This is a genomic window from Buttiauxella sp. A111 (assembly GCF_014189855.1).
GTDB lineage: Bacteria > Pseudomonadota > Gammaproteobacteria > Enterobacterales > Enterobacteriaceae > Buttiauxella > Buttiauxella selenatireducens.
This window is the reverse complement of the sequence record NZ_BJFN01000003.1, coordinates 86524-111518: the sequence shown is the minus strand read 5'-3', so window position 1 is coordinate 111518 and position 24995 is coordinate 86524. Positions and strand designations below refer to the sequence as shown.

General features: G+C 48.2%; 32 protein-coding genes. 16 read left to right on the top strand and 16 right to left on the bottom strand.

The window, feature by feature from the left end:
• Nucleotides 1-69 precede the first annotated feature (69 nt).
• Both mcbA and BSPA111_RS09850 read right to left on the bottom strand, forming a co-directional pair.
• Complete coding sequence (mcbA, locus tag BSPA111_RS09855; RefSeq protein WP_183270993.1) at nt 70-330, bottom strand: DUF1471 family periplasmic protein McbA; 261 nt, start codon at nt 328-330, stop codon at nt 70-72.
• A gap of 177 nt (nt 331-507) precedes the next feature.
• A complete protein-coding gene (locus tag BSPA111_RS09850; RefSeq protein WP_183270992.1) occupies nt 508-1134 on the bottom strand; it encodes a flavin reductase family protein in 627 nt (208 codons plus the stop codon).
• 90 nt (nt 1135-1224) lie between these two features.
• Here BSPA111_RS09850 and rlmF point away from each other — a divergent pair, with 90 nt between their 5' ends.
• On the top strand, nt 1225-2172 hold the full coding sequence (gene rlmF, locus BSPA111_RS09845) for a 23S rRNA (adenine(1618)-N(6))-methyltransferase RlmF (protein ID WP_183270991.1): 948 nt from the start codon (nt 1225-1227) through the stop codon (nt 2170-2172).
• Nucleotides 2173-2336: 164 nt separating this feature from the next.
• Here rlmF and glnQ read toward each other — a convergent pair whose 3' ends face one another.
• The 5 genes from glnQ to rhtA all read right to left on the bottom strand — a co-directional run bounded on the left by glnQ (nt 2337) and on the right by rhtA (nt 6826).
• Nucleotides 2337-3059: a glutamine ABC transporter ATP-binding protein GlnQ gene (gene glnQ, locus BSPA111_RS09840; protein WP_183270990.1), complete on the bottom strand. Its 723-nt coding sequence runs from the start codon at nt 3057-3059 to the stop codon at nt 2337-2339.
• On the bottom strand, nt 3056-3715 hold the full coding sequence (gene glnP, locus BSPA111_RS09835; protein WP_183270989.1) for a glutamine ABC transporter permease GlnP: 660 nt from the start codon (nt 3713-3715) through the stop codon (nt 3056-3058). Before glnP ends, glnQ begins: the two co-directional genes overlap by 4 nt.
• A 203-nt stretch (nt 3716-3918) precedes the next feature.
• Nucleotides 3919-4665 (bottom strand): glutamine ABC transporter substrate-binding protein GlnH, encoded by a 747-nt coding sequence (gene glnH / locus BSPA111_RS09830; RefSeq protein WP_183270988.1) that lies wholly within the window; start codon nt 4663-4665, stop codon nt 3919-3921.
• 364 nt (nt 4666-5029) lie between these two features.
• The gene (gene dps, locus BSPA111_RS09825) at nt 5030-5533 is read right to left on the bottom strand and encodes a DNA starvation/stationary phase protection protein Dps (RefSeq protein WP_183270987.1); all 504 of its coding nucleotides are present in this window, start codon (nt 5531-5533) and stop codon (nt 5030-5032) included.
• 405 nt (nt 5534-5938) lie between these two features.
• A complete protein-coding gene (rhtA, locus tag BSPA111_RS09820) occupies nt 5939-6826 on the bottom strand; it encodes a threonine/homoserine exporter RhtA (protein ID WP_183270986.1) in 888 nt (295 codons plus the stop codon).
• Between the two features lie 369 nt (nt 6827-7195).
• Here rhtA and ompX point away from each other — a divergent pair, with 369 nt between their 5' ends.
• Nucleotides 7196-7702, top strand: coding sequence for an outer membrane protein OmpX (gene ompX, locus BSPA111_RS09815; protein ID WP_183270985.1), 507 nt, complete (start codon nt 7196-7198; stop codon nt 7700-7702).
• Nucleotides 7703-7770: 68 nt separating this feature from the next.
• Here the strand turns inward: ompX and BSPA111_RS09810 are convergent, their stop codons facing one another.
• From BSPA111_RS09810 to BSPA111_RS09795, 4 genes are all read right to left on the bottom strand, one after another.
• A complete protein-coding gene (locus tag BSPA111_RS09810) occupies nt 7771-9357 on the bottom strand; it encodes a phosphoethanolamine transferase (protein WP_183270984.1) in 1587 nt (528 codons plus the stop codon).
• 319 nt (nt 9358-9676) lie between these two features.
• The gene (gene mntS / locus BSPA111_RS09805; protein WP_183270983.1) at nt 9677-9805 is read right to left on the bottom strand and encodes a manganase accumulation protein MntS; all 129 of its coding nucleotides are present in this window, start codon (nt 9803-9805) and stop codon (nt 9677-9679) included.
• Between the two features lie 172 nt (nt 9806-9977).
• Nucleotides 9978-11018, bottom strand: coding sequence for a tyrosine-type recombinase/integrase (locus BSPA111_RS09800; protein ID WP_183270982.1), 1041 nt, complete (start codon nt 11016-11018; stop codon nt 9978-9980).
• Between the two features lie 8 nt (nt 11019-11026).
• The gene (locus tag BSPA111_RS09795) at nt 11027-11608 is read right to left on the bottom strand and encodes a phage repressor protein CI (protein ID WP_183270981.1); all 582 of its coding nucleotides are present in this window, start codon (nt 11606-11608) and stop codon (nt 11027-11029) included.
• A 146-nt stretch (nt 11609-11754) separates the two neighbouring features.
• Between BSPA111_RS09795 and BSPA111_RS09790 the strand changes: the two genes are divergently transcribed.
• Genes BSPA111_RS09790 through BSPA111_RS09775 form a run of 4 tightly spaced genes read left to right on the top strand, consistent with a single transcriptional unit; the run spans nt 11755 to nt 12914 of the window.
• Nucleotides 11755-11976, top strand: a complete 222-nt coding sequence (locus tag BSPA111_RS09790) for a regulator (protein WP_183270980.1) — start codon at nt 11755-11757, stop codon at nt 11974-11976.
• A gap of 30 nt (nt 11977-12006) precedes the next feature.
• Nucleotides 12007-12510: a phage regulatory CII family protein gene (locus BSPA111_RS09785; protein WP_183270979.1), complete on the top strand. Its 504-nt coding sequence runs from the start codon at nt 12007-12009 to the stop codon at nt 12508-12510.
• Between the two features lie 9 nt (nt 12511-12519).
• Complete coding sequence (locus BSPA111_RS09780; RefSeq protein ID WP_183270978.1) at nt 12520-12717, top strand: phage filamentation protein Fil family protein; 198 nt, start codon at nt 12520-12522, stop codon at nt 12715-12717.
• Nucleotides 12714-12914 carry a hypothetical protein gene (locus tag BSPA111_RS09775; protein WP_255459257.1) on the top strand — a complete coding sequence of 67 codons (201 nt, stop codon included), beginning with the start codon at nt 12714-12716 and terminating at the stop codon, nt 12912-12914. The genes BSPA111_RS09780 and BSPA111_RS09775 overlap by 4 nt, the downstream gene beginning before the upstream one ends.
• 8 nt (nt 12915-12922) lie before the next feature.
• On the opposite strand, the gene BSPA111_RS09770 is transcribed toward BSPA111_RS09775, so the two are convergent.
• Nucleotides 12923-13174, bottom strand: coding sequence for a hypothetical protein (locus BSPA111_RS09770; protein WP_183270976.1), 252 nt, complete (start codon nt 13172-13174; stop codon nt 12923-12925).
• A 113-nt stretch (nt 13175-13287) separates the two neighbouring features.
• Here BSPA111_RS09770 and BSPA111_RS09765 point away from each other — a divergent pair, with 113 nt between their 5' ends.
• From BSPA111_RS09765 to BSPA111_RS09740, 6 genes are all read left to right on the top strand, one after another.
• Entirely contained in the window at nt 13288-13668 is a 381-nt protein-coding gene (locus BSPA111_RS09765; protein ID WP_183270975.1) for a hypothetical protein, read from the top strand.
• Between the two features lie 10 nt (nt 13669-13678).
• Complete coding sequence (locus tag BSPA111_RS09760) at nt 13679-14086, top strand: hypothetical protein (protein WP_183270974.1); 408 nt, start codon at nt 13679-13681, stop codon at nt 14084-14086.
• A gap of 79 nt (nt 14087-14165) precedes the next feature.
• The gene (locus tag BSPA111_RS09755; protein ID WP_183270973.1) at nt 14166-14396 is read left to right on the top strand and encodes a DUF2732 family protein; all 231 of its coding nucleotides are present in this window, start codon (nt 14166-14168) and stop codon (nt 14394-14396) included.
• A complete protein-coding gene (locus tag BSPA111_RS09750; RefSeq protein WP_183270972.1) occupies nt 14387-15202 on the top strand; it encodes a Dam family site-specific DNA-(adenine-N6)-methyltransferase in 816 nt (271 codons plus the stop codon). The genes BSPA111_RS09755 and BSPA111_RS09750 overlap by 10 nt, the downstream gene beginning before the upstream one ends.
• Complete coding sequence (locus tag BSPA111_RS09745; protein WP_183270971.1) at nt 15195-15419, top strand: hypothetical protein; 225 nt, start codon at nt 15195-15197, stop codon at nt 15417-15419. Before BSPA111_RS09750 ends, BSPA111_RS09745 begins: the two co-directional genes overlap by 8 nt.
• Before the next feature lie 13 nt (nt 15420-15432).
• Complete coding sequence (locus tag BSPA111_RS09740; protein ID WP_183271428.1) at nt 15433-17445, top strand: replication endonuclease; 2013 nt, start codon at nt 15433-15435, stop codon at nt 17443-17445.
• A gap of 85 nt (nt 17446-17530) precedes the next feature.
• Here the strand turns inward: BSPA111_RS09740 and BSPA111_RS09735 are convergent, their stop codons facing one another.
• Entirely contained in the window at nt 17531-18568 is a 1038-nt protein-coding gene (locus tag BSPA111_RS09735; protein WP_183270970.1) for a DUF2806 domain-containing protein, read from the bottom strand.
• A 279-nt stretch (nt 18569-18847) separates the two neighbouring features.
• Between BSPA111_RS09735 and BSPA111_RS09730 the strand changes: the two genes are divergently transcribed.
• Complete coding sequence (locus tag BSPA111_RS09730; protein WP_183270969.1) at nt 18848-19060, top strand: hypothetical protein; 213 nt, start codon at nt 18848-18850, stop codon at nt 19058-19060.
• Here the strand turns inward: BSPA111_RS09730 and BSPA111_RS09725 are convergent.
• The 3 genes from BSPA111_RS09725 to BSPA111_RS09715 are packed head-to-tail and all read right to left on the bottom strand — an operon-like array spanning nt 19034 to nt 22151.
• Nucleotides 19034-19357 (bottom strand): ogr/Delta-like zinc finger family protein, encoded by a 324-nt coding sequence (locus tag BSPA111_RS09725; RefSeq protein WP_183270968.1) that lies wholly within the window; start codon nt 19355-19357, stop codon nt 19034-19036. The genes BSPA111_RS09730 and BSPA111_RS09725 overlap by 27 nt on opposite strands.
• Nucleotides 19354-20385: a phage portal protein gene (locus BSPA111_RS09720; protein ID WP_183270967.1), complete on the bottom strand. Its 1032-nt coding sequence runs from the start codon at nt 20383-20385 to the stop codon at nt 19354-19356. The genes BSPA111_RS09725 and BSPA111_RS09720 overlap by 4 nt, the downstream gene beginning before the upstream one ends.
• The gene (locus BSPA111_RS09715) at nt 20382-22151 is read right to left on the bottom strand and encodes a terminase large subunit domain-containing protein (protein ID WP_183270966.1); all 1770 of its coding nucleotides are present in this window, start codon (nt 22149-22151) and stop codon (nt 20382-20384) included. Before BSPA111_RS09715 ends, BSPA111_RS09720 begins: the two co-directional genes overlap by 4 nt.
• Before the next feature lie 164 nt (nt 22152-22315).
• Between BSPA111_RS09715 and BSPA111_RS09710 the strand changes: the two genes are divergently transcribed.
• The 3 genes from BSPA111_RS09710 (at nt 22316) to gpM (ending at nt 24928) form a co-directional block, all read left to right on the top strand.
• Nucleotides 22316-23137, top strand: coding sequence for a GPO family capsid scaffolding protein (locus BSPA111_RS09710; RefSeq protein WP_183270965.1), 822 nt, complete (start codon nt 22316-22318; stop codon nt 23135-23137).
• Nucleotides 23138-23203: 66 nt separating this feature from the next.
• The gene (locus tag BSPA111_RS09705; protein WP_183270964.1) at nt 23204-24223 is read left to right on the top strand and encodes a phage major capsid protein, P2 family; all 1020 of its coding nucleotides are present in this window, start codon (nt 23204-23206) and stop codon (nt 24221-24223) included.
• Between the two features lie 3 nt (nt 24224-24226).
• Entirely contained in the window at nt 24227-24928 is a 702-nt protein-coding gene (gpM, locus tag BSPA111_RS09700) for a phage terminase small subunit (protein ID WP_183270963.1), read from the top strand.
• Nucleotides 24929-24995 lie beyond the last annotated feature (67 nt).

Sequence of the window (24995 nt, the reverse complement as noted above, 5' to 3'; positions counted from 1 at the left end):
CGACCATAAAAAACGGCCTCCTGATAGAGAAGCCGTTATTACTTATACCCCGGGGACAAACTATTCAGACTATTTATAAATAGTCGCGGTGCCAAACATACGTTCGTCACCACTGGCAGAGTTAACAATAAAACCTTTTGCACCTTCTTCTTTCGCTTTCTCACCAAGTTTGGCTTGTAGATCGTCAAGATTAGCTGCGCCAGAGACAGAGACGGTCCCTGCCGGACGCAGTTGACCTAGGTTGTCTTTAGAAAGTTGATCGGCGGCCATGGTAGCAAACGGTAATGTCGCAAGGGTGACAACCGCAGAAAAATACAGCAATTTTTTCATAATCACATCCTCTCGCTTTAGGGGTGCTGATAAAAAACAATCAGCACTTGAAGTGTAGGTGCAATGCGGTAAATAAAAGACGCAAAAAATTGATTAACTTATGCTCATTTTTTGAACAACATAACTTGACGGAATACTTACAAATCATGCAGATACAGGATCATGATTTCGTTGGTTTTATCGCGCGTCAGGGCGAATTAAGTCAAAGCGATGGGATTCATCAATGGTGTAATAAGCTGATGGGCCGCCCGCGCGCAGCACCGGTTTTGCCAATGCAGTTTGGTAAATGCCCTCGATCAGCAGGGACTCATCGATATGTACCGCGACGACTTCACCCAGGACAAGCCAGGTATTGATAGCCGTCCCGTCAGCACCCGTTAGCTGAATGCACTGAGACAAGCGGCACTCGAAATTGACCGGACTTTCTGCCACCAGACTGGCTTTGACTTTTCGTCCTGCAACAGCGGTCAATCCGGCGCGAGTAAACTCATCTTCACCGTGCGGGATAGAGGCGGAGGTTTCATTCATCTGTTCGGCCAGTTCACGCGTGGTCAGGTTCCAGACAAACTCTTTGGTCTCAAGAATATTTTGCACGCTGTCTTTCCAGCCGCTACTGGCGTACCCAATAATCGGTGGTCGATAATTAAAGCAGTTAAAGAAACTGTACGGTGCCAGATTTCGTTGGCCTTGCTGATTGTAGGAGGCAATCCAGCCAATAGGGCGGGGACCGATAATGGCGTTCAATGGGTCGTGGGGCAAACCGTGGCCGTCGGCAGGTTCGTAGTAATAGCGTTTCGCGGACATAAGACCTCATTCAGTGATGAAATTGGCGTGGCGTATTTACCCCGCAGGTTTCACAGAGTATCTTACGCGACCACACAAGGAGAAGCCGCAATGAAAACCCCTGCCACCACTAAACCAGGTTTGCACCCACGTAACCGCCACCGTAACCGTTATGATTTCCCGGCGCTGACGCAAAGTAGCCCAGCGCTGAGCGCGTTTTTACGCCCAGGCCCACATGGCGATACGACAGTTGATTTTGCCGACCCTCTGGCAGTTAAAGCGCTCAATCAGGCGTTGTTGGCGCATTTCTACGGGGTGAAACAGTGGGACATTCCAGAAGGTTTTCTTTGCCCTCCGGTGCCAGGACGTGCCGACTATATTCACCATCTGGCCGATTTACTGGCTGAAGGTAACGGCGGTGTGGTGCCTTCACAGGCTTCGGTGTTGGATGTGGGCGTTGGTGCGAACTGTATTTATCCACTGATCGGCCAGCACGAGTACGGCTGGCGCTTCACTGGGACAGATGTGGATGCTGAAGCTGTGCGTAATGCGACGGCGATTATTGATGCAAACCCAGGGCTGTCGCGTCTTATTCGTGTGCGTCGCCAGAAAACGCCAACGGCGATTTTACCCGGCGTGATTCATAAGAATGAAATGTTTGATGCCACACTCTGCAATCCTCCGTTCCACGACTCTGCACAAGCTGCTCGCAGCGGTAGTGAGCGTAAACGCGTAAACCTCGGTCAGGACAAAGACGCCGCATTGAATTTTGGCGGCCGTGAGCAAGAACTGTGGTGTGAAGGTGGCGAAGTGGCATTCGTCAGCCAGATGATTAACGAGAGCAAAGCGTTTGGCCGCCAGGTTCAGTGGTTCACTTCGTTGGTGTCCCGTGGCGAAAATCTGCCGCTGATTTACCGCGTATTGCAGGAAGCGGGTGTCGAGAAAGTGGTGAAAAAAGAGATGGCTCAGGGGCAGAAACAGAGCCGTTTCATTGCCTGGACCTTTATGAATGACGCACAACGCGCTCGTTGGGCTGCAACACGTTACAAGCCGTCTTAATCCAATAGAACACCCTCACCCCGGCCCTCTCCCCCAGGAGAGGGAGAAGACGGAACCATCCTCTCATTCTTGAGGGAGAAGACTGAATCATCTTCCCATTCTTGAGGGAGAATTCCGGATTATCCCCTCTCCCTTGAGGGAGAGGGCTAGGGTGAGGGGGGAAATCAAGACACGTGCTGCAAGAATTCCTGCAAACGCTGGCTTGGTGGGTTATCAATCAACTCTTGCGGATTACCATCTTCAGCAATGCGCCCTTTATCAATGAAGATCAGGCGCGAAGCGACTTTGGCGGCAAATCCCACTTCGTGAGTTACGATAACCATCGTCATGCCTTCTTCTGCCAGATCCTGCATAACCTTCAACACTTCGTGACGCAGTTCCGGGTCAAGTGCTGAGGTAGGCTCATCAAACAGCATCATTTTCGGCTTCACAGCCAACGCACGGGCAATCGCCACACGCTGTTGTTGGCCACCGGAAAGCTCTGACGGATAGTGATGTGCGCGTTCAGCAAGGCCCACTTTTGCCAATAGCTCTTTAGCCAGTTTATCGGCCGCGTCTTTTTTCAGACCACGCACACGAATCGGACCAAAGGCGACGTTTTCCAGCGCAGTCAGATGTGGGAACAGATAGAACTGTTGGAATACCATCCCAGCTTCCTGGCGAATCAGGCGCTCATCCACTTTCGGATCATTCACTTTCAGACCGTCAACGAACAGGTCGCCACTGGTGATGTCTTCCAGTTTGTTAATGCAACGCAGCAACGTGGATTTGCCGGAGCCTGACGGCCCGATAATCACCACCACTTCGCCCTGTTTAATGTTGAGGTCGATGTTATGCAGCACCTGGGTTTTGCCAAAGTGCTTAGAGACGTTTTTAAATTCAATCACAGGATTTTCATCCTTCTTTCAAGGCGACGCAGCACGAAGCTTAGCACCAAAGTAATAATCAGATAGAAGACTGCAACGGCGCTCCAAATCTCTAGCGCACGGAAGTTTCCTGCAATAATTTCTTGCCCCTGACGGGTCAGCTCAGCCACACCGATAACGATAAACAGCGACGTATCTTTGATGCTGATAATCCACTGGTTACCCAGCGGCGGCAGCATACGGCGCAGAGCCAGCGGCATAATGACGTGGCGGATGGTTTCGCGCTTGGACAGACCGAGTGCAAGCCCGGCTTCCTGGAAGCCTTTATGAATCGACAGCACCGCACCACGGGTAATTTCCGCAATATAGGCGCCGGAGTTGATCATAATGGTCACGACAGCCGCAGTGAACGGGTCGATGCGCAAGTCAGGGACTGCCATAGGCAGCGCGAAGTAGATGAACATCACCTGTACGACGATTGGCGTACCGCGGATGACTTCAATGAAAACTAATGCGATGTGGTTGGCAATCCAGCCGCCGTAGGTACGGGCGAAACCGGCCACCAGGCCAATGATCAGACCACCAAATAACCCGATGACCGAAATCAGCAAAGTCATTTTGGCGCCTTCAATCAAAAGCGGGATTGCAGGCCAAATGGCACTCCAGTCGAACTCCATGATTAATTCCTGTTGTTATCCCTTCATATCTGCAAGCTGCAACGGTGTTGACTGCGTCTATTCACCCCATCACATATTTTTGTCCGTGGTGGGTTCTTTTGCCGCTGCGATGCAACTCGAATTATTTAGGGTAGTTACCGTGGTTCAAAAATATCAGGGGCGAAAGCCGCCCCTTAGGTCTTGCTTACATCATTTTAGATTTATTATTTTGGTTCAGTGCCGAACCATTTTTTGTAGATTTCGTTGTACTTGCCGTTCTCTTTCAGTGTTTTCAGCGCGCCGTTAACTTTAGTGCGCAGTTCATCACTTCCTTTAGGGAAGGCGATGCCGTATTGCTGCGCTTCCAGAGAATCACCTACAGCTTTGAACTTGCCCTGGCCTGCAGTTTTGATGAAGTACAGAATGTTTGGTGTGTCGTGCAGTACGGCGTCAGCACGGTTAGTGCCCAGTTCCATATATGCGTTATCGATGTTCGGGAACTGACGCAGGTCTTTAGTTTTGATGTTAGCTTTCGCGTAATCAACGGAGCCGGTGCCGCTCTTCACAGCAACCACTTTACCGTCGAGATCTTTTACGCTTTTAACGGTGTCGTTGTCCGCTTTAACCATCACTAACAGGCCGCTTTTGTAATAGCCGTCAGAGAATTCGATAGCCTTTTGACGCTCAGGGGTAATGGTGATCCCCGCCAACGCCAGGTCAATGTTTTTGGTTTGCAGCGCAGGAATGATGCCGCTGAAATCCATAGGCTTGAGGGTGTAATCCAGTTTTAATTCTTTTGCTACGGCATCCCATAAATCGATATCAAAACCGACGTATTTGTCGCCTTGTTTGAATTCGAAAGGAACGAATGCGGTGTCGGTCGCAACGACCAGTTTCTTATCAGCGGCGTGGGAAGAAACCGCAAAAGCCAGGGTGAGTGCTGCCAGTGAAACTTTCAAAATCGACTTCATAGCATTTCCTTATTTATCCATGGGGCAATCCCCTGCATCAGCAAACCGTAACATGAAAAAATCATGCCAAGTTTTCAACTTACTGTTTTTGCAAGGATGTGAATATGTAACATTGCACAATAATGGTTGCAAGCCAGTTACAATGCACTGTTATGGTGCCCAGTTTTGGTGCGTAAAATGGGGAGAAATGTTGAAGCCTATTTTTACCGCAGATTGAGGTGGTAAAACAATCATCTGTTAACGATTGTGTGAAGTGATTATTACAAATAAGTAACTTTTGCGGTGGGGATTAACAAATTAATGCGCTAAAACAGTGCAAACATCCTCCCGAAGACGGGAGGATGAAGTCACTAATCGCTAGCAATTAATCAATATTTGACTCGATAAACCACAGGAACTTGTCCAAATCGCGCGAAGCCGCAGTCAGGATATCAGCGGTATCTTCGTCTTTGGCTTCACTGATTGCCTTACGCACATCGTTAGCCACAATTGCGTAACGATCAGCTAATTCTTTCAGATGATCCTGAACTGAGTGGATATCCAGCGGGTAACTTTTCAGCGGTGTTTTACTGTTAATGACTTGAGTTGTACCCAGCGCTACGCCACCAAGTTGAACGGCGCGTTCAGCCATCGTGTCGAGGTGGTCAGTGAGGGCTGTGCGGAAACCGTCAAGCATCTCATGTACTGCAATAAAGTTTGCGCCACGCATGTTCCAGTGCGCTTGCTTGGTAATCAACGACAAATCAATGAACTGGATGACCTGGCGATTGAGCAGCTCAATGGTAGCTTTCTTTTCGCTGTCTGCAACATCGTTACGGGTAAACAGCAGATTGGTAGATTTGGTTTTTACCAGTTTAGCGGTAGTCATAATCTTTCATCCTCTTGATGTTATGTCCAATGAATTACCGGAAATAAGTATAGCACCGGATTTCATGTTCGCCGGAGTCGTTAATACCTATCAGATAAATAGAGATTAATTAATGGAATTTAGTAACTCATTGTTAATAAATGATTTTGAATATTATGTTGCAGGCGGTAAGAGAAATAAAACAAACATGAATATTGAATGGTAATAATTATTGTTTTCGCATAAATGTAATGAAAAATAATCTTGAAATAACACGCGCTACATTGCTGCCAGGACGTAGTGAATCCTCGGGAATTACGCGTGAAATATTACGGTCATATAACTCGTTGAACGAAGAATCAGATTTCAATAGATGAAATTATTTACCGTGATAACAATAACCACGGTAAATAATAATAGAGAAGGTTAATTTACATCGACGCTAGTAATCTGTGTTTCGCGCTTGAGTGTAAGCGTCGAGCCGACAGATGCGGCAATAATTGAGAGCAGTGCCAGCCATTGCACCAAAGTCAGATGTTCACCAAGGAACAACATCCCTGACAGTGCTGCGAGCCCGGGTTCCATACTCATTAGCGTGCCAAAGGTGCGTGTCGGTAATCGCGTGAGCGCAATCATTTCCAGCGAGTAGGGCAGAGCCGTCGATAACACCGCAACGCCTAGGCCTAACGGTAAAAGTGACCAATGCCAGAGGAGTTCCCCTGACTGCCATGCGCCAATTGGCACAAAGACAATTGCCGCAATAAGCGAACCAAATGCCACCGTTGCTGGCCCATGGTCGGCCCCCGCTTTCTGCCCAAACAGGATGTAAACCGCCCAACAAGCCCCGGCACCCAAGGCATAGGCGGCCCCCGCGAGATCGACATGCGAAATTGATTGCCCGAGTGGTAACAAGAACCAAAGGCCCAACACCGCCAAAATCACCCAGATAAAATCCACCGCTCGGCGTGATGAAAACAGAGCCACCGCAAGCGGGCCGGTGAACTCAAGCGCGACGGCAATCCCGAGCGGCACTGTTTGGATAGATAAATAAAACAGGTAGTTCATGCCCCCGAGCGCCAGCCCGTACATCAATAAAGGGATGCGTTGCTCAGCTTTGAATCGGAGTTTCCACGGCTTAAAGACAACCACCAGAATCAATGTTCCCAGCGCCAGGCGTAACGCCGTCACCCCAGGTGCACCGACTAGTGGGAAAAGCGATTTTGCAAGTGATGCACCACTTTGAATGGAGGTCATCGCAATCAAAAGAACAACAATAGGTAACCATATGGGGGTTTTACGTGGCGATAACGGCATCCAGCATCCTGTCAGTCAGTGTCTGTTTGGGTCAAGAAAGTAAAAGTGACTCCAGTGTAAATGATTAAGTTATGGCTGGTTGAGATTTCATTGAAAAAAATAATGGCCCGATGCAGTAAGATAACTGTGTGAATGCATAAGATTTGTTCGAAATTGTTTAAGAATTATCTGGATGACTATGTTGCATTTTATGCCAACAATTACGTCGCTTTCTGACAAAAAGTCTATGAATTTAAGGTAGTAGGATGTAATGGAAATGATCTGTTACATGAAAGGGTTCATTAGACAACGTAAATGTCGAAGAGTTTCTGACACAATTTTGATATATTAAAAACTTAGAAGTTACTTGAAGCACATTTGAGGTGGATTATGAAAAAAATTGCATGTCTTTCAGCACTGGCTTGTGTTCTGGCCGTTTCCGTTGGTACCGCATCTGCAGCAACTAGCACCGTAACCGGTGGCTACGCACAGAGCGATATGCAGGGCGTTGCTAACAAAGCTAGCGGTTTTAACCTGAAATACCGTTACGAAAACGACACCCCACTGGGTTACATCGGTTCTTTCACTTACACCGAGAAAAACCGTACTGAAGATGGCGTTTATAACAAAGGCCAATACTACGGTATCACTGCTGGTCCTGCTTACCGCATCAACGATTGGGCAAGCATCTACGGTGTAGTGGGTGTGGGTTACGGTAAATTCCAGAACACCGCTTTCCCTAACAAATCTGACACCAGCGACTACGGTTTCTCTTACGGCGCAGGTATGCAGTTTAACCCAATCGAAAACGTTGCTCTGGACGTTTCCTACGAGCAGAGCCGCATCCGTAACGTTGATGTTGGCACTTGGATCGCGGGCGTGGGTTACCGCTTCTAATTTCACTCTTTTATCGAGTGAAAAAAAATCCGCCCTTAGTGGCGGATTTTTTATATCTACAATTTGAGTTACCGAGTCTTTGTTTCAAACACATCCGTCTGAAGGTGAGTATAGTCCACCTTTTTGAGCTTAAAGTTGGTGATGTAGATTGGCCCGGCATTTTGCTCAGAAATGAACTTATACTTCGGCGTTAATTCCTTGGTTTTAATGCCAGTCCACGCAGAGAAGAAGTTCAGGAAATCATTTGCTGAACGGCGTGCTTTTATCTGGCGATGCACTTTATCGTCACTGGACAGCACCATAAACGGTACCTGGAAGTTTTGTTGGAACGCATCATCATGCGCCAGATACTGCACATCAGTACCGCGTTCTTTGACAGCCAGACCGTGGTCAGAGAAGTAAACCATCGAGAAACTCTCGCCGCTATTTTGTAGCTGTTGGTAGAGTTGTTTTAGCAAATCGTCGGTTTGCGTCATGCTATAGATATAACAAGACGTCTCTTTCGACTGGACGAAATCTTTATACTTACCTTGCGTTCGGTCGCATGCTTGTGGATGCGAGCCCATCAAATGCAGCACAATTAATTGCGGCGTGGTTCGCGGTGTCGCAAACACTTGCGCCGTCATTTTGAGCAAGGCTTCGTCACGAGTATTTTTATCTGCTTCAAAATCACCGCTTTTCAGGAACTGCACTTCATCGGCGCGTTTGGCGATACTGGCAATGGCGGTATCGTACTCACCAATTTGCCCCTGATTTGAGAACCACCAGGTCTGGAAACCTGCACGGTTAGCAAGCGTAATAATGTTGTCTTGATATTGCGGTTTGCCATCAATCACACGGTTAAGCGTCATGCCCAGTGATTTCTGCGTCGAGCCGCTGGCTGCCACATAATCCATAAACAGATTGCCGTTGACCTGGCTGGCAAACGGGGTGTTGTCCCAATGGCCGCCGAATGCCCCTAACACGTCGCGGCGCGCGCTTTCACCAATTACCACCACGTAAGTTTGATATTTTGGTTTAACTGCCAGCACATTCCAGGTGTCCTTCATTTGCGCGAAGGCCTGCATGCGCGTTTGCTCGTCAATAACTTCCTGATTATTGACTACAACATCTTTAACGAAGCGGAATACCGGGTAGCCGGAATCTTTGATTTTAAATACGCCGCCATATGCCAGGTTTTGTACCGGAGCGACAAAGAAACACACCACGCTAACGACCAGACATAAACTATCAAAATGGCACCAGAGGCGTTTATTCGGCGCAACTTTGCGGCGCAAAGCAATAACACCGAGCGCAAGAATAAATAGCGATACTAAATAGCTGTACCACGGGAAGATGGTCATCAATTCCGTGGACTCTTCGAAATTAGTCGAATGCAGGGCAAGCAGGGTATTAAAGTTTGGCGAGCCATAGGCCTGGCCAAATGGGAAATACATAGCAGCAATCAGGCTGCAAATCGCCAGTAAACCTTTTTGTAATTTGGGCGCACTGCGCCACAGCAGCAGTAAGACACAACTGAAAGCCACTGCATACAGAATGCTAAATTCGTAACCGAGAGCAAAGTTAATCAATAAAGACTGAAGGAAATAAAAACCAGTCCACGGATTAAGCGCAACTGCGCGAATCGTCAGGGTATCTTTAACCGTTAAATTCATGTTTATCGAGATCTACTAAACGCCATGCGAAAACCCTGGCGACGAGGGTAAGAACCTGCCTGACAGACGGAAAAGAAGGGAGACTGGACCGCATCTGCGAGCCGTTTCATGTGCAGGGCTGCAAGAAGATAGAGCGGTACGATAAGAAGATCAACTGATAAGAGAAGTGTGTTTTGCGAAACAGGTAGCAAATCCGACAAATGGTAGGGTTTAAGCGCCTCAGCGCGAGGTATTCCCTGAATCTATTGAAATGAACTGTTACAAACAAGCTGCGGTTAAATTTCTGAGAGACTGAAGCAGAAGAAGGCAGGGCGGCTGCCTACGACTTAGGTTTTTCGCCCTGCTCTGGTTTCCCGGAAACCCAATCACATAACATGTTCAGCAGCATAAGCCGCACTTGAAATGGGGAATGTGTAAACACTTTCATGCACCTTTTAAATTCGCTCATTATTTCCTCCCGTTCACTTCTGCTGCCCTTGATTCCCTTTAGGGCTGATTGCATTACATACAGATATAGCACAGGCTATATTGTAAAGCATTAACTATCTATGAAAAACAATGATTTATAATGTTATCAATGAGTTAATTAAAGTAATATTCGTCAGTATTAGGCAGTGTTTCTAAGCTGGCGCGACAATTTTGCGACATTTCAGGGGGTTGAGTCGTGATGCTTCTTCCAGGTGACTTGGGGCAAAATGCGCGTAGCGCATAGTCATTGTGATGTCTGCATGCCCGAGAATTTTTTGAAGAACAAGAATGTTACCGCCGTTCATCATAAAGTGGCTTGCAAAGGTGTGCCGTAATACGTGGGTTAACTGGCCAGCAGGTAATTCAATACCAGCTCGCTCCAACGCTGAGCGAAACGCGTTGTAACAGGAGTTTGGGAATAACGCGCCGTGCTTGTCCGGTATCTCTGCCAGTAATTCTGCGTCCAGTGGGATTGTTCTGTTTCGCTTACCTTTGGTTTTTATGAACGTGACCTTACCGGCTGCAATCTGAGATCGCTTAAGAGATTCTGCTTCATTCCATCGTGCACCAGTAGCCAGACATAGTTTCACAACCAGCTCAAGGTAATCGACTCTGCTACGACGGCACTCAAGTAATAGCTGGTCTATTTCTTCAAACGTGAGAAAGGCCATCTCAGTTTCATCGGTCCGGTACTGTCTGACGTTTTCCAGTGGGTTGGGGGCTGACCATTCGCCTATACGTTTCAGTTCATTGAACATAGCCAAGAAGTAAGCATGCTCAAGGTTCATCGTTTTGGGGGAAACCAGTGATACTCGTTTTGTTCTGGAAAATTGGCCGTCTAGCCTTTTTGCGCGGTATGCGGTGAATAGTTGTGCATTAAATTCTGAGGCAAGCGGAAACCCCATACATTCAGCCGCCCAGCTCATTGCATCCTTACGTTTTAAACCGTTACGCAATGCTACGCCGTGGCGTTCATGCCACATGTTGATCAGGTCTATTAACGTGCGATGATCTTTGCCTTCGCCCAGCCAGGGGGATTGCTCGATTTGTTGCAGTGTGTAGTTTTCGAAAGCAAGCGCTTCCCCTTTAGTGGAGAACTTCTTGCGGATACGCTTGCCCCGTTTGCCATTACTTCTATCTGTCGTGTAGAAATCGGCAATCCACTGGCCATCTGGAAGCTTTCTTACAGGCATCTCAAAACCTAATTTATGGTCAAAACTACACGGCCAATAACCTTGATGTCGTCAATACCACAATCAAAAGCCATGCCTACGCCGCTGACCCGAACTTTTTTTACAGGAATACGAGTTAGAGTCCGGATACTGGTTTTTCCTTCAATCTCTACAAGCCATTCATCGTCATAAACTTCTGTGAAAAGCTGCTCTATTACGTATTGAGCATTACCGTCAATTACCCAGATCGGGTTCTGAGGTAACGGTTTACCTGGTAAAAAGGTGACTTTATCCAGCATGACCATCCCTGCTTCATAGAGCTGCCCATCAACAATTTTGCGGCGGGGAACTTTGAGAATATCCAATTCCTCATCGTCAAACTTTCGTCCTGTACCAGTTGCAAGCCATTCAAGGTTTGCTCCTGTTTCAGCTACACATCGAACCACCATATCGGCGGGGAAGCCACCTCGCTTATATCGTCCAGCCAAGCTGCTAGAGGCCATGTCGAAGTGATCCGCAAGCATCAATTTTGATGTGAATCCGTAAGCTTCAATGATTCGGTCTAGGACTTCGCTGCTATGTCCGATCTGCTCAAAGATAAATTTGCTCATTGCGTGTACGGTTTGTCGTAAAATGCGAAAAAACAATTTGCATTGTCGCATTTTGCGATATAACCTCTCCGTTGTTGTAGTTTTATACGAATATCAACTGACATAAACCTGTATTGCCGTACAGGTTAACTAACGGAGTTTGCCTTATGCGCCCCAACATTACAATTGTCATCCCAGAGCCTTACCTACCATTAGAAGAGTATTGCCGCCGCACTGGTACCAACAAAGAAACCGCCAGAAACCTGATCGAATACGGGAAGTTGCCTATTAAGCCGAAGGGTAAGCAAAAGAAAGGCCTAGTTGAAGTGAACATGGCCGCGCTTACCGTTATGGCCTTAAGCGAGTGTGATATTTCGCTTAATGCGTAATTAATCGTATCAATTAGGGTGGCACGAACAATGTTTGATTATCAGACCTCCAAACATTCCCATTTTGATGCAGCTTGCCGAGCATTTGCGCAAGCTAACAACCTGGAAGAAATTGCGCTGGCTTTGGCTATGCGTCCCCAGGTTCTGCGTAACAAGCTAAATCCAGACCAGCCGCACCGTATGACTGTGGATGAATTGCTGGCCATTACTGATTTTACCGAAGATGCCCGCTTGCTGGATGGCTTGCTGGCGCAGATTAACTGTCTGCCTTCAGTGCCAGTAAACAACGCCACAGAAAACAGCATGCAGATATGCGCACTCACTGCCACCGCAAGTATGGGCGCGATTGCTGGGGAAGCTGTATTAACGGAGAAAATGACCGCCTCGCGTAAAAACGCAATCCTTGACCGGGCAAACGATGCAATCAGAAATCTTTCGATGCTGGTTTATACCGTCGAAGCCCGTTTTCAATCCGCTCCCGTGCTGGCCGCTGCTGTCGATCTTGTGACAAGCAACGCCACTGGCCTGATGTGAGGGAAAACCATGCACAACAAGCCTTTTGTTGCCTACCTGAAAAACCAATCACCAACACCACAGCTTAATGCGCATGGTCACGGGTGGATTGAGTTACCGAATGGCCAACTGTGGAACCCTGCAACAAAATTCAAATTTAACGCCAGCAGTGTGGCACGGCGATCATCAACATGGTGTATGGCCAGGTGGATTCGGGGGGCGAAGTGAATAATACGATTACTTACATATTTCAGCATCAAGGGGAGAAATTCGTTCTGGATGAAAGTGAAATCGCTTTTTGCTATCCGTCTGTTATTGGAGATGGAAGTTATTTTTTTACGCTGAAAGACGGCCAGAGGTTTCGGGGTGAGCAAGTTAAAGAGCTTACTCAGTCAAAACAATCACCTCTGGCTTTATGTAGCTAAAAAGGTTCTTACGCTTGGGAGGCATCAATCAATTTCTGAATTTTATGGAAGTAATCTTGCTGCTTAGTTGTGCTGTAACATTTTTTAGTTACTGCATTTCGCAGCCCAACAGTGAATTTCTCAATCTGATCTCCCTCGGGGGTGTAGAGGCGGGCAATCAGGCCAGTAATGACAATTCGCTGAATATTCAGTTCTTCACGAAGTTGATGAATGGTGTTTTCAAGATCTTTGATTCGTTCTCTTTCTGCATCGTTGAGCATTTTATTTTCCGGTGTGTAGTCATGAGTCTGAGATAGCCAATTATGCAATTTTTTATTGGCAAGACAAATGGCAACTGTTTTAGGAACAACAACCTGGTGTGGGGGTATGCACTATGAAAGATCATAACCACTGGCTGGCCGTGTGCCGCCAGTTAATTACTGAACATCACAGTAAAGCGCGTAAAGCGTGGGAGGGAATGAACCAACGCCAGCGTGGTGTAATTCTTCATTCAGCCGGGCTAAGTGCGCGTTTCTGCCCGTATGACTGGAAAGATTTTAATAATCGCGAGTTACGGCAGCTAAAGCGAGGAATACAGCGTTTACGAGCGCTTGCCAATGCTTTTGGATCGATAAGTGATCTGGATTTTGTACAGCCAGTTTTGCCGGTGGTTGTTGCTGAAGTCAGTAAGCCAGAACAGGCTTCCTTAGTTATTCAGGCTGTATTGGAAGCCCGCAACAAACTTAAAACCGGCGCTATTACGCGTAATCACTGAGGGACGAAAAATGAAAGCCATTGCAGTAGAAAGGGAAGGCCTGTTGGCAGATATGCGCGATTGGGGAGTTGCTCCTAATTATGTACATAAATTTCTGGCCAAAAATAATGACACTGGCCGCACCGTTGAACTGACAGCATTCCAGTTTAACGACACTCAACATTTGAATAACCCGCACCAGTGGCTGGCTGCTTATGCCGCTTTCTGGTGTCGTGTCTACCGTGAAGCTGAAGTGGCCGCAGACCAGGCACAAGCGCTGGGGGCAATTCAGTCATTGAATGTCATGGCTGGCATGTTGGGGCAAAGCCAGTTCGTACTGATGTTGCACCGTTGGTGGGACATGAGTTTTCCCGTCCATCAACTGCCAGCGCTTAATGTCCGATTTACCCCAGAACCGGCACCCGCAGCGCTCCACTAACCCTTAATTAATCCCTACAACCCTACGGCCTTCATTCGTTGGCCGGGGATTCGTCTTGCCTAAATTTGGAGTTTTAAACATGAAAATGGTTCGCCAGGACATACCAACCGCCCACGGTGTTGGGTTGCCGCAGTTGCTGAAGCAAGCAACCAACGACGGTAAGAAAGCTGCCGCTGATCTCTGTTCAACTCGCCTGGATAAGCTGGCTACCCATGCAGCTAATTACGGCCTGAGTGCCAATGAAATCATTGAGCTGATCCGCCAGGAATCTGAAAGTCTGAGCAGCAAAGGCGGTGCAGCATGGCAGTAAAAACACCATTGAAATGGGTCGGGAGCAAAGCTCGCCTCATGCCGCAGTTGCTTCCGCATTTACCCAAGGGCAAGCGCCTTGTTGAGCCGTTTGCCGGTTCCTGTGCTGTCATGATGAACACAGATTATGAAGAGTATCTGATTGCTGATGTGAATCCTGATTTGATTCACCTTTACCAGTATATCCAGATGGATAAAGAGCAATTCATACAGGATGCCCGGCGCTTTTTTGAGCTTTCTAACGAAGAGGTCGCTTACTACAAACTGCGCGCAAGTTTTAATATTGAACCGGAGTGGCAGTGGCGCGCAGCGATGTTCCTCTACCTTAATCGCCATTGTTATGGTGGTATTTGCCGCTACAACCAGCGCGGGCATTTCAACGTGCCTTATGGCTGCTATAAAAAGCCATATTTCCCTGAAGTGGAGATCCGCGCTTTTGCAGAGAAGGCAAAGCGGGCTACGTTCATCTGCGCCAGCTTTGAAGAAACCCTGCAACTGGTACGCCCTGGTGATGTCGTATATTGCGATCCACCGTACATCCCGGTAAACCCAACGGCGAACTTTACTCAGTACCACACCGATGGTTTCACACAAGATGATCAGCTTCGGCTGGCCAGCTTGCTCCATCAGCTATCTGCGGATATTTCTGTTGTTGCTTCAAATAGCGATACCCATGAAGCGCACAATCTTTATTCCCATTTCACGCGGCACACGCTAACAGCTCCGCGCAGTATTGGCGCAGCAAAGGGCAGTGATTCCTCTGTTGGTGAATTGCTTGCCGTTAGTGGGGAGAATGCTCATGTCTGATATCGAGCTGTTAGTTTCCACTTTCTACATTGTGGCTGCGGTTATCTGCTTTGTTTACTTTACATGGCATGAAAAGCGAATAAGCAATAAAGATGCTGATTTTGGGGATTATTGCTCTACGGTTTTTCAGGCTGTTATCTGGCCTTTAATACTGCTGGGCAGCCTCTTTTGCCTGATTGGTGATACCTGGATCAAGTGGGTAAATAGCGGTGAGTGAATCAACTCTCACTATGGGCAACTATCACGCCGTCAATGAATGGCGGCGTGAAACCTTTGCGCCAGGTATCCCAAAAGATGTGACTCTGACAGAGCGTAAGCTGTGGACGGTTAACCCTGCCGATCATGATTTTCGCAAAGAGTACATTCACGAAATACCCGACTGGTTAGCCGGGTATTTTGGCCAGCGTTATGAAAAACTGTTTAACGCCCCTCGTGGCGGACGTCGCCGTGCCAATACATTTTTACGCCAGACTATCGGCCAGAATGTATTGCCACGTCTGCGCAATGTCATGGCTCGCTACAAGCTGCCGGTTGACGTTGACGATCTTCCGTTTGGCAAAACACTGCAACGTTTGCCCGCTCTGGACCGATTCGAAATCAAAAAGCTGGCCACAAGGGTTTCCATGTGGCTGGCTGAGTCGTTTTACGCATTTACCGAAACCGCAATTGAAGGGGCAACTAAGGACGCTGCGGAAATGCACCGCCGAACTTTGCTGAGTTACGAACACCTTTGCGAACTGTGCATGATGCTGGGCAACAAGCCGCCATATTGGGCAGAATATCAGTCTAATGAAGACGAGCTGGATACGCGCAAAGCGGAATCTGGCTTGCTGCGTATGATGGCTCCAGAGTGGTGGTATGGCCGACTGAAACGCATGCGTGATGTTCAGCGTGAACATCTGGCCATTGCAGTGGGGCAGGTGCAAAAAGCGGCCAGTGCATACGTTTCACGTGGCGCACTGGGTGAGTGGCTGGAGCAGAAGAAACGCAATGCGGAGTTTTTTAAAAAGTTCGACCTGATTAACGATATGGGGGAACGGATCGCGCTGGCCGATATGGTCTATAAAAGCGTGTCTAACCCTGCAATCCGTCGCTCTGAATTAATGACAAGAATGCGCGGATTTGAAGACCTGGCCAATGAGCAGCAACTGGCCGGAGAGTTCTACACCATCACGGCACCATCCCGTTATCACGCGGTACACAGCAAGGGCGGTTTCGTGTCTCAGTGGAACGGGAGCAATCCCCGCGACACGCAGAAGTATTTATGCGGAGTCTGGGCAAAGGCTCGCGCAGCACTTTCCCGTGCCGGTATTCATGTGTTCGGTTTTCGGGTAGTAGAGCCGCATCATGACGGTACCCCGCACTGGCATATGTTGCTGTTCATGCGCCCACAGGATGTGGACGCTGTGCGTGACATCCTTTGTTATTACTCCCGCATTGCTGACTCTGAAGAACTGCAATCCCTCCACGCGCTAAAGGCGCGTTTTCACGTTGAGCCTATCGATCCCGCTAAAGGTTCAGCCACTGGCTACATCGCTAAATACATTTCCAAAAATATCGACGGTTATGCACTCGATGGAGAAAAAGACGGTGAAACAGGTGAGAGCTTGCGGGATATGGCTAAGGCCGTTTCTGCTTGGGCATCCCGCTGGCGTATTCGTCAGTTTCAGCAAATCGGTGGCGCTCCGGTTACGGTGTGGCGTGAGTTACGCCGTCTTGGTGATCAGCGGTTAGCCGATCAGCGAATGGATGCCGTGCTGGCCGCAGCTGATGTTGGATGCTGGGCGTCATACACACAAGCGCAGGGCGGGGCGCTAGTCTCGCGTAAAGATTTGGTTGTTCGCCTCGCCTATGAAATCACAGAGCAGGGCAATGAATACGCTGAAGATATTCAGCGCGTCCAGGGTATCTATTCACCTTTGATCCCTGATTCTGAAATCGTTACTCGTCTGGTTAAGTGGGAGAAGGTGCCGAAGTTGGCCGAAGCGTCAGCGGAGGCTGGTTTTTCTGGCGGCAACGCCGCCCCTTGGAGTTCTGTCAATAACTGTACGGAGGGAACCCGGAGGCGGTTAACACTGGAGCTAAATCGAAGGGGTTTTGAGGCCACTGATAGTGAATTGGCCATCCTAATCCGAGGGAGTGGGCTGGCGCTTGGTTGTGGTAACTCCCTGGTTTACAGAAACGGGAGGTTAAACGAGAGGAAAAATGAACCTTTGAAGGAGCAATGGCCGGGATGGTCTTGAATAATGATTATTCAGCTGGTTTTTTAATCGAAATTTGATACCAATATAGTTGCCCATTAAGCATAGCTGTTAATGGGCACAAGGTTTAAACCTCTACATTATTGGATGAGAATTTCTGTCCATTTTCATCCGTGGTTAAATCACCAATGGTAACTTTAAATCCTTTCCCTTTAATATATTTAATTACGAAGTTCAAATAATGTGAATTTATTAATATTTTGCATAATGAACTTAACTCGACTGCGAGAGGCGTGAACAGAAATACTGAAATTTCGAGCTTTTTTTGTGCATTATCATTTGTGACAGTCATGACCTTTTCATTATAAATGAAATGTTGTATGAATAAATCTTCCGATTTTGAAATGAAGGTTGTCTGTACTCCTAAAGACTCAAAGCCACTAATTAACCCAAGAGATTGCATCTCCGAAAGAAAAGTATAGTTTAGTTCATTTGCTATAACTTCATCATCAAAGCTTTTTTCGAGACCGTCACTTTTAATTATTAAGTTTATGAATGAATGTGAGAATAATTTCTCAATATCTTTAGCTTCTCGTTGAGTCAGGTTTTTAATAAATTCTAAAGTTCTTAAGGAATAGTGGCCCGGTGATTTTATTTCACCAGCCAGAACCCTTCCCCAAAGCTGTTGAAGATGCTCTGAACTTGTTGTAGCGGCACTGTCTCTCCAACGGATAAGCCAGTCCGCTTCAATTTCATCATCTAGTGGGTCAGACTGGTCAAGCGAAAGTATGTCTTCGGCTATATATAATGCTTTTGTAACATTTATCTCTTTTTGTATTTCGTTTGCGATGCTGTAGTTATTTGCATTGAGCATTAATGATTTAATGTCTAGATGAGGTTCTTTTTTGTCATCAAAATGAAAAGAATCGGGATCCTTCATAGATATCAACTTAGGATTGTTTATATCAGTCAAAGATACGATGACTTCACCTTTTTTAATGCCCTCAATATCCTTTTCTGTTTGGGCAATGATAAGCATTTCTTTTCTTTTTAGCTCAATGCTAGTATTCCCCTCACGGCGCATCTGCCAAGGCTTAAAAAGTCCTCCAATGCCTTTTTCCGCAGCTGTTTCCCACATCTTAGTCGCAAGTTTTGAACCAAACATAAGAAAAAATCCTTCCTTCAAAAGTGGTTATGTCCTAATCCTACAATCTTTTTTATGTCGCCTACAACTAAACAAAGTTATTGAAAACTTCGTTGGATGGTTGCCTCTTTCCCGGTGTGTTATGTGTATTACGTGCTCATAAAGCATCCAGTTTAAGATGCTCTCCAAGTGTGGATTAACACAGCATGCAAACATCAAGAAAATGGAAAAAATTGTTTTAAAAGGAATTTATCACTATATACTGTATGTGCATACAGTGCTTTTAAAGGTGGAGGCAAGATGGATTTGTTAGAGCAGTCAGCGGTATTAGAACGAATTGAGCTACTGGCGAAATTCGCATGCGTTGACGATAGTAGCTCCAGGGAGCGCCAGGTGGCATTAATTTGGATTGCTGAAATGGCTGAAGAAATTAGACAGGGGGTTGTTTCAGAAATGAACAAGCCACCGGTCAGAGGTGGCTTTGAATCATGCGGCGGGGGCGGTTTTCAGTAAATCAAAAGCCATTTGCCGCTGTTCCGGTGACATTGTGCTGAGTAGCTTTTGTACCAGAATATCGCCGGTTTTAGCGCTTGGACTGAGGGTGTGCGAAAAAGTCAGATTCATAACAAAAGTATGCCCGCATTCCACATCAGCACAGGCGCAGTAAATATCTGCAATCTGGCGGTGTTTGCGGTTCGTTTTGCGAATAACAGCTTTAGAGCCGCACTCCGGACATTCTATTTTTAAAACACGCATATTCCATGCTCCAGCTGTTAAAACATGCCTGGATTTTAGCCTGTTTCGCCTCATGCTGCACCCTTATCCGTTGTTTCTGCTGCAAATACCAGGTGTAAATGTGCCGGGATTTCAGGGTCATTACTGATAGCGGCCATCAGGCGGCGCTGCACGGGTAACACTTCATCTTTGCGGTAGGTGTTTCGGGCTTTTTCCGGGTCGCCCAGTCCCGCAGTATTTTGCGGAACGATGCCCGCAAGCCCTGCCGGGAAGCGGTGGGCGTTAAGAACATCCTGGGCGCTGATATTCTTAATGTTGGCAAATTCATCCTTGGCAGAAATATCCCCCATCTGAATAAATTTAACGCCTTCCGGGTCGCCGTTCGGGATGTTCACCAGAATGGTAGAGAAGTTACCGATACCCTTGCTGTCAGCCAGGTTGCGTTCAATTTCTTCTTCCATTTCATCCGTCATGCTAGGGTCACGGGTATAGAGAATCCCGCCAGTGTGCGCCCCGTTGTGGTAGTAGCGGCGGCGGAAAATCACAGCTTCGCTGTTGAGCAGCGCGGAATGAATCCCACCGATGTAATCCGGCAACCCATAGATATGCTGTTGCGGGTCGTACATCTTGATAAAAACGATATCGTCCGGGCTGTACACCAGGGGTTCACCATCCTGTAGAACCACAAATTCCCCCGTTTTACGCATCCGCATGTACAGCCCAGGCAGCGGCACAAGAGAAGCCACTTCTCCCCAGCCGTTACGCACTTTCAGAATGGCCACATCACCGAAGGTCAGAAAATCAAACACTCCGGCTTCCAGATCGTCATGATTCAGCCCGCCATGCTGGTAATCAGAGGTGATCATGTTTTTGCGGGCATGGATAATGCCGCCATGCTGGCCGTTAAGGTTAATCAGCTGCGCCAGCGCTAACCGGTCAATTGGCAGGGTGTAATGGTCTGCGTTGCTGTCGTACCAGATATCGTGGTAATCGGTGCCAGTGGTCAGCACGGGTTCGGGTTTGCCGAACCGTAATACGCTCATTTTTTTAGCGGGCTGGTCTTTGTCGATGCGCTTTGCGGTGCGTTTGTTGTATTTTTTCATGCTGCTTTCTTCAGCCTCCAGCGGGACTGTGGTTTATTTTCGTAGTTAAGCGGTTCGTTATGCAGGGCATGAGTGATTGCCCAGAATGCTTCTGCGTGGCCGGTTTCAGGGCTGCGGTCAGCAACGAAGGTCATGGCATTACCGCTTTGCGTGGTGGTATGCCTGATGGCCATAAAACTGGCCGGAATTTCTTTCTGGTCTTTATCCCATTCAATGCGCTGGCTGCCGACCACATCGGAAGCCTTTAAAACCAGCTGGTTTTTCGTGTTGCGGTCATAGCGAATCGCCACGGCCACGCGCAGGGCAAAGTGCTGGATGTTGTCGAAAACACCCTGTCCAATGCCGGTGACGTCAACACCCAGGTAAGTGAAGTTGTACTGTTCAAACAGCTTTTTGATTTCCTTGGCTTGCCAGCGAAAATTCATCCCCTGCCAGTTAAAAATCCGCAGTACGCGGAACTTCTCGCCGTCGTGCTGGGGTGGGGCGATGATGACAAAGCAGGACAAATCACCTGAACGTGCCGGGTCAAACCCGCCCCACACTGGTCGGTTTCCAAAGGGGCGCGCTTTGCCGGGGTGATGGTCTTGCCACATTTCCACATCCACGCCACAGGCTTCCAGATCGGCAAAGCTGAAAACGGAATCCTTGCTGTCCACAAACACGCACATATAAAGCATGTTGAATGTGTCAACGTTGTAGCGGTTGCGCAGTTTGTCGATGCTGGCCAGATTAAAGCCACCGGCAATGGCATCTTCCATCGTAATGACGTAACGCCACTGGCCATCCGGGCATAAACGCCCGCCGTCGCGCAGCTCGTCAAAGTCCGGGAATTTCACGGTGCCGCGTTTCTTGCTTCCCTGTTTCCATTCCTCGCCTGTCCAGAACGGATAGCCCTGGTGTGTTTTGGCCGAAGGGGTGGAAAAGTAGGTGGTGCGCCATTTGTCATGGGTGGCCATGGCGCTGGCCACTTCATTCAGGCGGGCAAAGTTCGGTACCCAAAAATATTCGTCACAATACAAATGGCCACTGTAGGACTGGGCTGTATTTTTGTTGGTCGATAAGAAACGTAACTCCGCACCGTTTGATAAGCGGATAGGGTTGCCGGTAAGCGTTACGCCAAAATACTGCTCTGCAATGTTGACGATATAAGAACGGAACACCTCCGCCTGGGCGCGGGATGCGGAAAGGAATATTTGCGGATCGCCGGTCAGCACGGCATTTTCAAATGCCTCAAAAGCAAAGTACCAGGTCGCCCCAATCTGGCGGCTTTTGAGGATGTTTCTCACCTGTCGGGCAAGATTCAGGCGCAGGTGTTTCTGGTACCCGAAAAGATGCTCATCTGCCCAGGCGTCAAAATCTTCTTTTGTCAGCCCGTCGATATCATTTTTGCGGTATTTGCGCTTTTTCGGCTGGTCGTCCTGCTCTCCACGCGCCGCAGCTGCGCCACTGCCTTTTTCCTTCGCCAGCATTTCTTTGTGCTTGTTGGACTGCGCACGTAATTTTGTGGCGTGGGCAATCAGCAAATCCATTTCTTTTAAATCAAGGTCGCTTTTCCCGTCACGTCCGGCAAGCAGCTGGTAACGGCGTTCAATGGCCTCCTCGGTACTTTCATGGCTGAGCAAATCCGCCCAGCTGTGTTTTTCCGCCCAGTAGTAAATGATCCGCACATTCGGCAGATTTAAATCAGCGGCGATTTCTTTTGGTGTGCTTCTGCGTAAATAGAGAGCACGCGCAACGCCTTTAAGTTCTTCAGAGTATTTAGCCATAGCCTTTATTATGCCCGCGTCAGTTATTTATATTTACGGGTGTAATTCGTACTTATTCGATAAAGGCGTTATATCCGAACTGAGAAGAATTAATGCGGGTGCGTAGCGAAAGTAATTCCGCAATAATTCATTTGCTGGAACACAACAAGCAATCAGGAAAATGAATGTCGCAATTACGCACTGAATGGCTTTGTGTTGCTACCGAAGGAGATACAGTAGACGGCAGGGTATTAGAACGGCAGTGGTTAATTGATGCTGCTCAATTATATGACGCCGAATTATATGGTGCGCTTATCTGGCCTGAACATTGTAAGGATTACGGTAATTTTGGCGAAGTCCTTACCGCGATGTATCAGGAAGGGGATGACGGACTGGTCAGGCTTTATGTCCAGCTTTGTCCCAATGCTTATCTGCTGGAAGCCAACCGTTACGGGCAAATGATTTTCTTTTCTGTTGAGCTTACGCCAAATGGAAACTGGCGTGGAACGGGACGGCATTATCTGGAAGGGCTGGCGGTCACGGATACACCGGCCAGCGTGGGAACAACACGACTGCGTTTTAGCAAACGCAAAAACGTTAAACCCGGTTATTACGGATGCACTATTACCCGAGCCGGAACTATTACACAGGAAATGGAAATGAAAAAAGACTGGCAGAGCTGGTTTGGTATTCAACCAAAAAAATTCGCTGAAGAAGAAACAGAAGAAGTTCCAGGCGAAGAAGATAAATTGCAGGTATTGGCCAATGCGGTCAATGAAATTGAATCGCGCCTTTCAGCCATTGAAACAAAAATGGCAGGTGTGGAAGGTGATGTGGAAACCATTGCCGGTGTCGTGGATACCGAGGATTTTGCAAAGCTGCGTGATAACGTCGGAACCATTGTGGCTAATTTTGGCAAGCTGGATAAAAAAGTGACTGAAATCCCGGCGCGTAAATTTGCTAATAAAGACAATTCCGGCAAAGACAAAAAATTTAAGTTTCTCTGATTAAGTATCAGCCCGAAATTTATTTGATTCTGATTAATCTATTTCGCGTTAACGCGAGGGGAATTTATGCAACTTAATCACCGTGCGCTGGAATTTATTGATGCTTACTCTGCTGGTCTGGCAGGGCATTACGGCGTCACTAACCCGTCCCGCGCATTCAAACTGACTGATCCCCAGGAAACATCACTGCGTGGTGCGCTGCTGGAGTCGGTTGAATTTCTGAGCCTGATCACCTGTGCCGATGTAGACCAGCTGAGTGGCCAGGTTGTTTCCGTTGGCGCATCTGCACTTCACACCGGGCGTAATGCTGACGGGCGTTTTATTCGTCGTGTTGGCGTGGACGGCAATGATTACAAGCTGGTTGAAACGGATTCCTGTGCCGCACTGCGCTGGGATCTGCTGTCTATCTGGGCTAATGCGGGCAGTGAAGAGGAATTTTTCCAGCTGGTACAGGCGTTTTCTAACCAGGCATTTGCGCTGGATATGCTGCGGATTGGCTTTAATGGCAAAACCGTTGCACCGACCACTGACCCGGTGGCCAACCCGAACGGCGAAGATGTGAATATTGGCTGGCATGCCCGTATGAAAACCTTCAATGACGGCAAGCAGATTATTACCGATGCCATCACCCTGGATGATGCCGGTGATTATCACTCGCTGGATGCCATGGCATCCGACCTTATCAACAGCAAAATTCCGCAACAGTTCCGTAATGACCCGCGTCTGGTGGTGTTGGTCGGTGCCGATCTGGTGGCTGCTGAGCAATACCGACTTTACCAGGCCGCAGACCGTCCGACTGAAAAAATCGCCGCGCAAATGCTGGGGAATACCATTGCAGGACGTCCGGCCATCGTACCGCCATTTATGCCAGGTAAACGCATGGTGGTTACGCCACTGAGCAACCTGCATATCTACACCCAGCGTAATACCCGCCAGCGTAAAGCGGAGTTTGTTGAAGATCGTAAACAGTACGAAAACAAATATCTGCGCAATGAAGGTTACGCGGTTGAAGTGCCGGAAGTGTATGCCGCTATCGACGAAGCGGCGGTGACCATCGGCAAAATCACGGAACCGGCAGAGGGCTGATAAATGTCACTTTCACCCGCCCAGCGTCATAACCGGCGCGTTGAGATGGAGCAGCAACTGAAGCGGCAATTGTCTGTGGCCAGTGCTGACAGTCTGCATGTACAGGTCAGGGCGCTCAATGACGATGTGCAACGGGTAACGAATCAGCCAACCATGGCAGACCGTATCACCTTTAAACGTGATGTGTTGCTACCACGCTGGCTGCCGACTGCGGAGGATTATCTGAAGGGGGGCAACGTTCACGCTAACCCGATTTTAGCCTGGTGCATCGTGTGGCTGTTTGATGTGGGGGAGTTTGACCAGGCGCTGGAATGGGCTGATATCGCCATTGAACAACAGCAACCCACGCCGGAGGCATTCCGCAGTAATTTCCCCACGTTTGTGGCGGATACGATGCTGGACTGGGCGACGGGTACCGCTGAGGCGGGTGAAAGTGTGGAGCCGTATTTTTCACGCACCTTTGAAAATGTTGCCAGTAAATGGCGTCTGCATGAGGAGGTGACCGCCAAATGGTTCAAGTTTGCCGGTTTGCTGCTTCTGCGAGACGACAGCGGGCGACCTGTGGCCGCAGCGGTGGATGATGTGGAAACACTTCAGAAAGCCGATGCCCTGCTGGCCAGTGCGGAAGGGTTCTATAAAAAAGTGGGCGTGGGTACCGTGCGCAAAACCATTGCCGCCCGGCTTCGCGCACTGACCAAAGAATAACAACGACTACCGACAGCCGGGTGGGCGCGGCGGAGGGCAGAACGCATAAGCGTAATGCGCCATGGAT

Coding starts and splice junctions, on each gene's coding strand:
- mcbA (WP_183270993.1), bottom strand. CDS start 330: ATGAAAAAATTGCTGTATTTTTCTGCGGTTGTCACCCTTGCGACATTA.
- BSPA111_RS09850 (WP_183270992.1), bottom strand. CDS start 1,134: ATGTCCGCGAAACGCTATTACTACGAACCTGCCGACGGCCACGGTTTG.
- rlmF (WP_183270991.1), top strand. CDS start 1,225: ATGAAAACCCCTGCCACCACTAAACCAGGTTTGCACCCACGTAACCGC.
- glnP (WP_183270989.1), bottom strand. CDS start 3,715: ATGGAGTTCGACTGGAGTGCCATTTGGCCTGCAATCCCGCTTTTGATT.
- glnH (WP_183270988.1), bottom strand. CDS start 4,665: ATGAAGTCGATTTTGAAAGTTTCACTGGCAGCACTCACCCTGGCTTTT.
- dps (WP_183270987.1), bottom strand. CDS start 5,533: ATGACTACCGCTAAACTGGTAAAAACCAAATCTACCAATCTGCTGTTT.
- rhtA (WP_183270986.1), bottom strand. CDS start 6,826: ATGCCGTTATCGCCACGTAAAACCCCCATATGGTTACCTATTGTTGTT.
- ompX (WP_183270985.1), top strand. CDS start 7,196: ATGAAAAAAATTGCATGTCTTTCAGCACTGGCTTGTGTTCTGGCCGTT.
- BSPA111_RS09810 (WP_183270984.1), bottom strand. CDS start 9,357: ATGAATTTAACGGTTAAAGATACCCTGACGATTCGCGCAGTTGCGCTT.
- mntS (WP_183270983.1), bottom strand. CDS start 9,805: ATGAGCGAATTTAAAAGGTGCATGAAAGTGTTTACACATTCCCCATTT.
- BSPA111_RS09800 (WP_183270982.1), bottom strand. CDS start 11,018: ATGCCTGTAAGAAAGCTTCCAGATGGCCAGTGGATTGCCGATTTCTAC.
- BSPA111_RS09795 (WP_183270981.1), bottom strand. CDS start 11,608: ATGAGCAAATTTATCTTTGAGCAGATCGGACATAGCAGCGAAGTCCTA.
- BSPA111_RS09790 (WP_183270980.1), top strand. CDS start 11,755: ATGCGCCCCAACATTACAATTGTCATCCCAGAGCCTTACCTACCATTA.
- BSPA111_RS09785 (WP_183270979.1), top strand. CDS start 12,007: ATGTTTGATTATCAGACCTCCAAACATTCCCATTTTGATGCAGCTTGC.
- BSPA111_RS09780 (WP_183270978.1), top strand. CDS start 12,520: ATGCACAACAAGCCTTTTGTTGCCTACCTGAAAAACCAATCACCAACA.
- BSPA111_RS09770 (WP_183270976.1), bottom strand. CDS start 13,174: ATGCTCAACGATGCAGAAAGAGAACGAATCAAAGATCTTGAAAACACC.
- BSPA111_RS09765 (WP_183270975.1), top strand. CDS start 13,288: ATGAAAGATCATAACCACTGGCTGGCCGTGTGCCGCCAGTTAATTACT.
- BSPA111_RS09760 (WP_183270974.1), top strand. CDS start 13,679: ATGAAAGCCATTGCAGTAGAAAGGGAAGGCCTGTTGGCAGATATGCGC.
- BSPA111_RS09755 (WP_183270973.1), top strand. CDS start 14,166: ATGAAAATGGTTCGCCAGGACATACCAACCGCCCACGGTGTTGGGTTG.
- BSPA111_RS09750 (WP_183270972.1), top strand. CDS start 14,387: ATGGCAGTAAAAACACCATTGAAATGGGTCGGGAGCAAAGCTCGCCTC.
- BSPA111_RS09745 (WP_183270971.1), top strand. CDS start 15,195: ATGTCTGATATCGAGCTGTTAGTTTCCACTTTCTACATTGTGGCTGCG.
- BSPA111_RS09740 (WP_183271428.1), top strand. CDS start 15,433: ATGGGCAACTATCACGCCGTCAATGAATGGCGGCGTGAAACCTTTGCG.
- BSPA111_RS09735 (WP_183270970.1), bottom strand. CDS start 18,568: ATGTTTGGTTCAAAACTTGCGACTAAGATGTGGGAAACAGCTGCGGAA.
- BSPA111_RS09730 (WP_183270969.1), top strand. CDS start 18,848: ATGGATTTGTTAGAGCAGTCAGCGGTATTAGAACGAATTGAGCTACTG.
- BSPA111_RS09725 (WP_183270968.1), bottom strand. CDS start 19,357: ATGAGGCGAAACAGGCTAAAATCCAGGCATGTTTTAACAGCTGGAGCA.
- BSPA111_RS09720 (WP_183270967.1), bottom strand. CDS start 20,385: ATGAAAAAATACAACAAACGCACCGCAAAGCGCATCGACAAAGACCAG.
- BSPA111_RS09715 (WP_183270966.1), bottom strand. CDS start 22,151: ATGGCTAAATACTCTGAAGAACTTAAAGGCGTTGCGCGTGCTCTCTAT.
- BSPA111_RS09710 (WP_183270965.1), top strand. CDS start 22,316: ATGTCGCAATTACGCACTGAATGGCTTTGTGTTGCTACCGAAGGAGAT.
- BSPA111_RS09705 (WP_183270964.1), top strand. CDS start 23,204: ATGCAACTTAATCACCGTGCGCTGGAATTTATTGATGCTTACTCTGCT.
- gpM (WP_183270963.1), top strand. CDS start 24,227: ATGTCACTTTCACCCGCCCAGCGTCATAACCGGCGCGTTGAGATGGAG.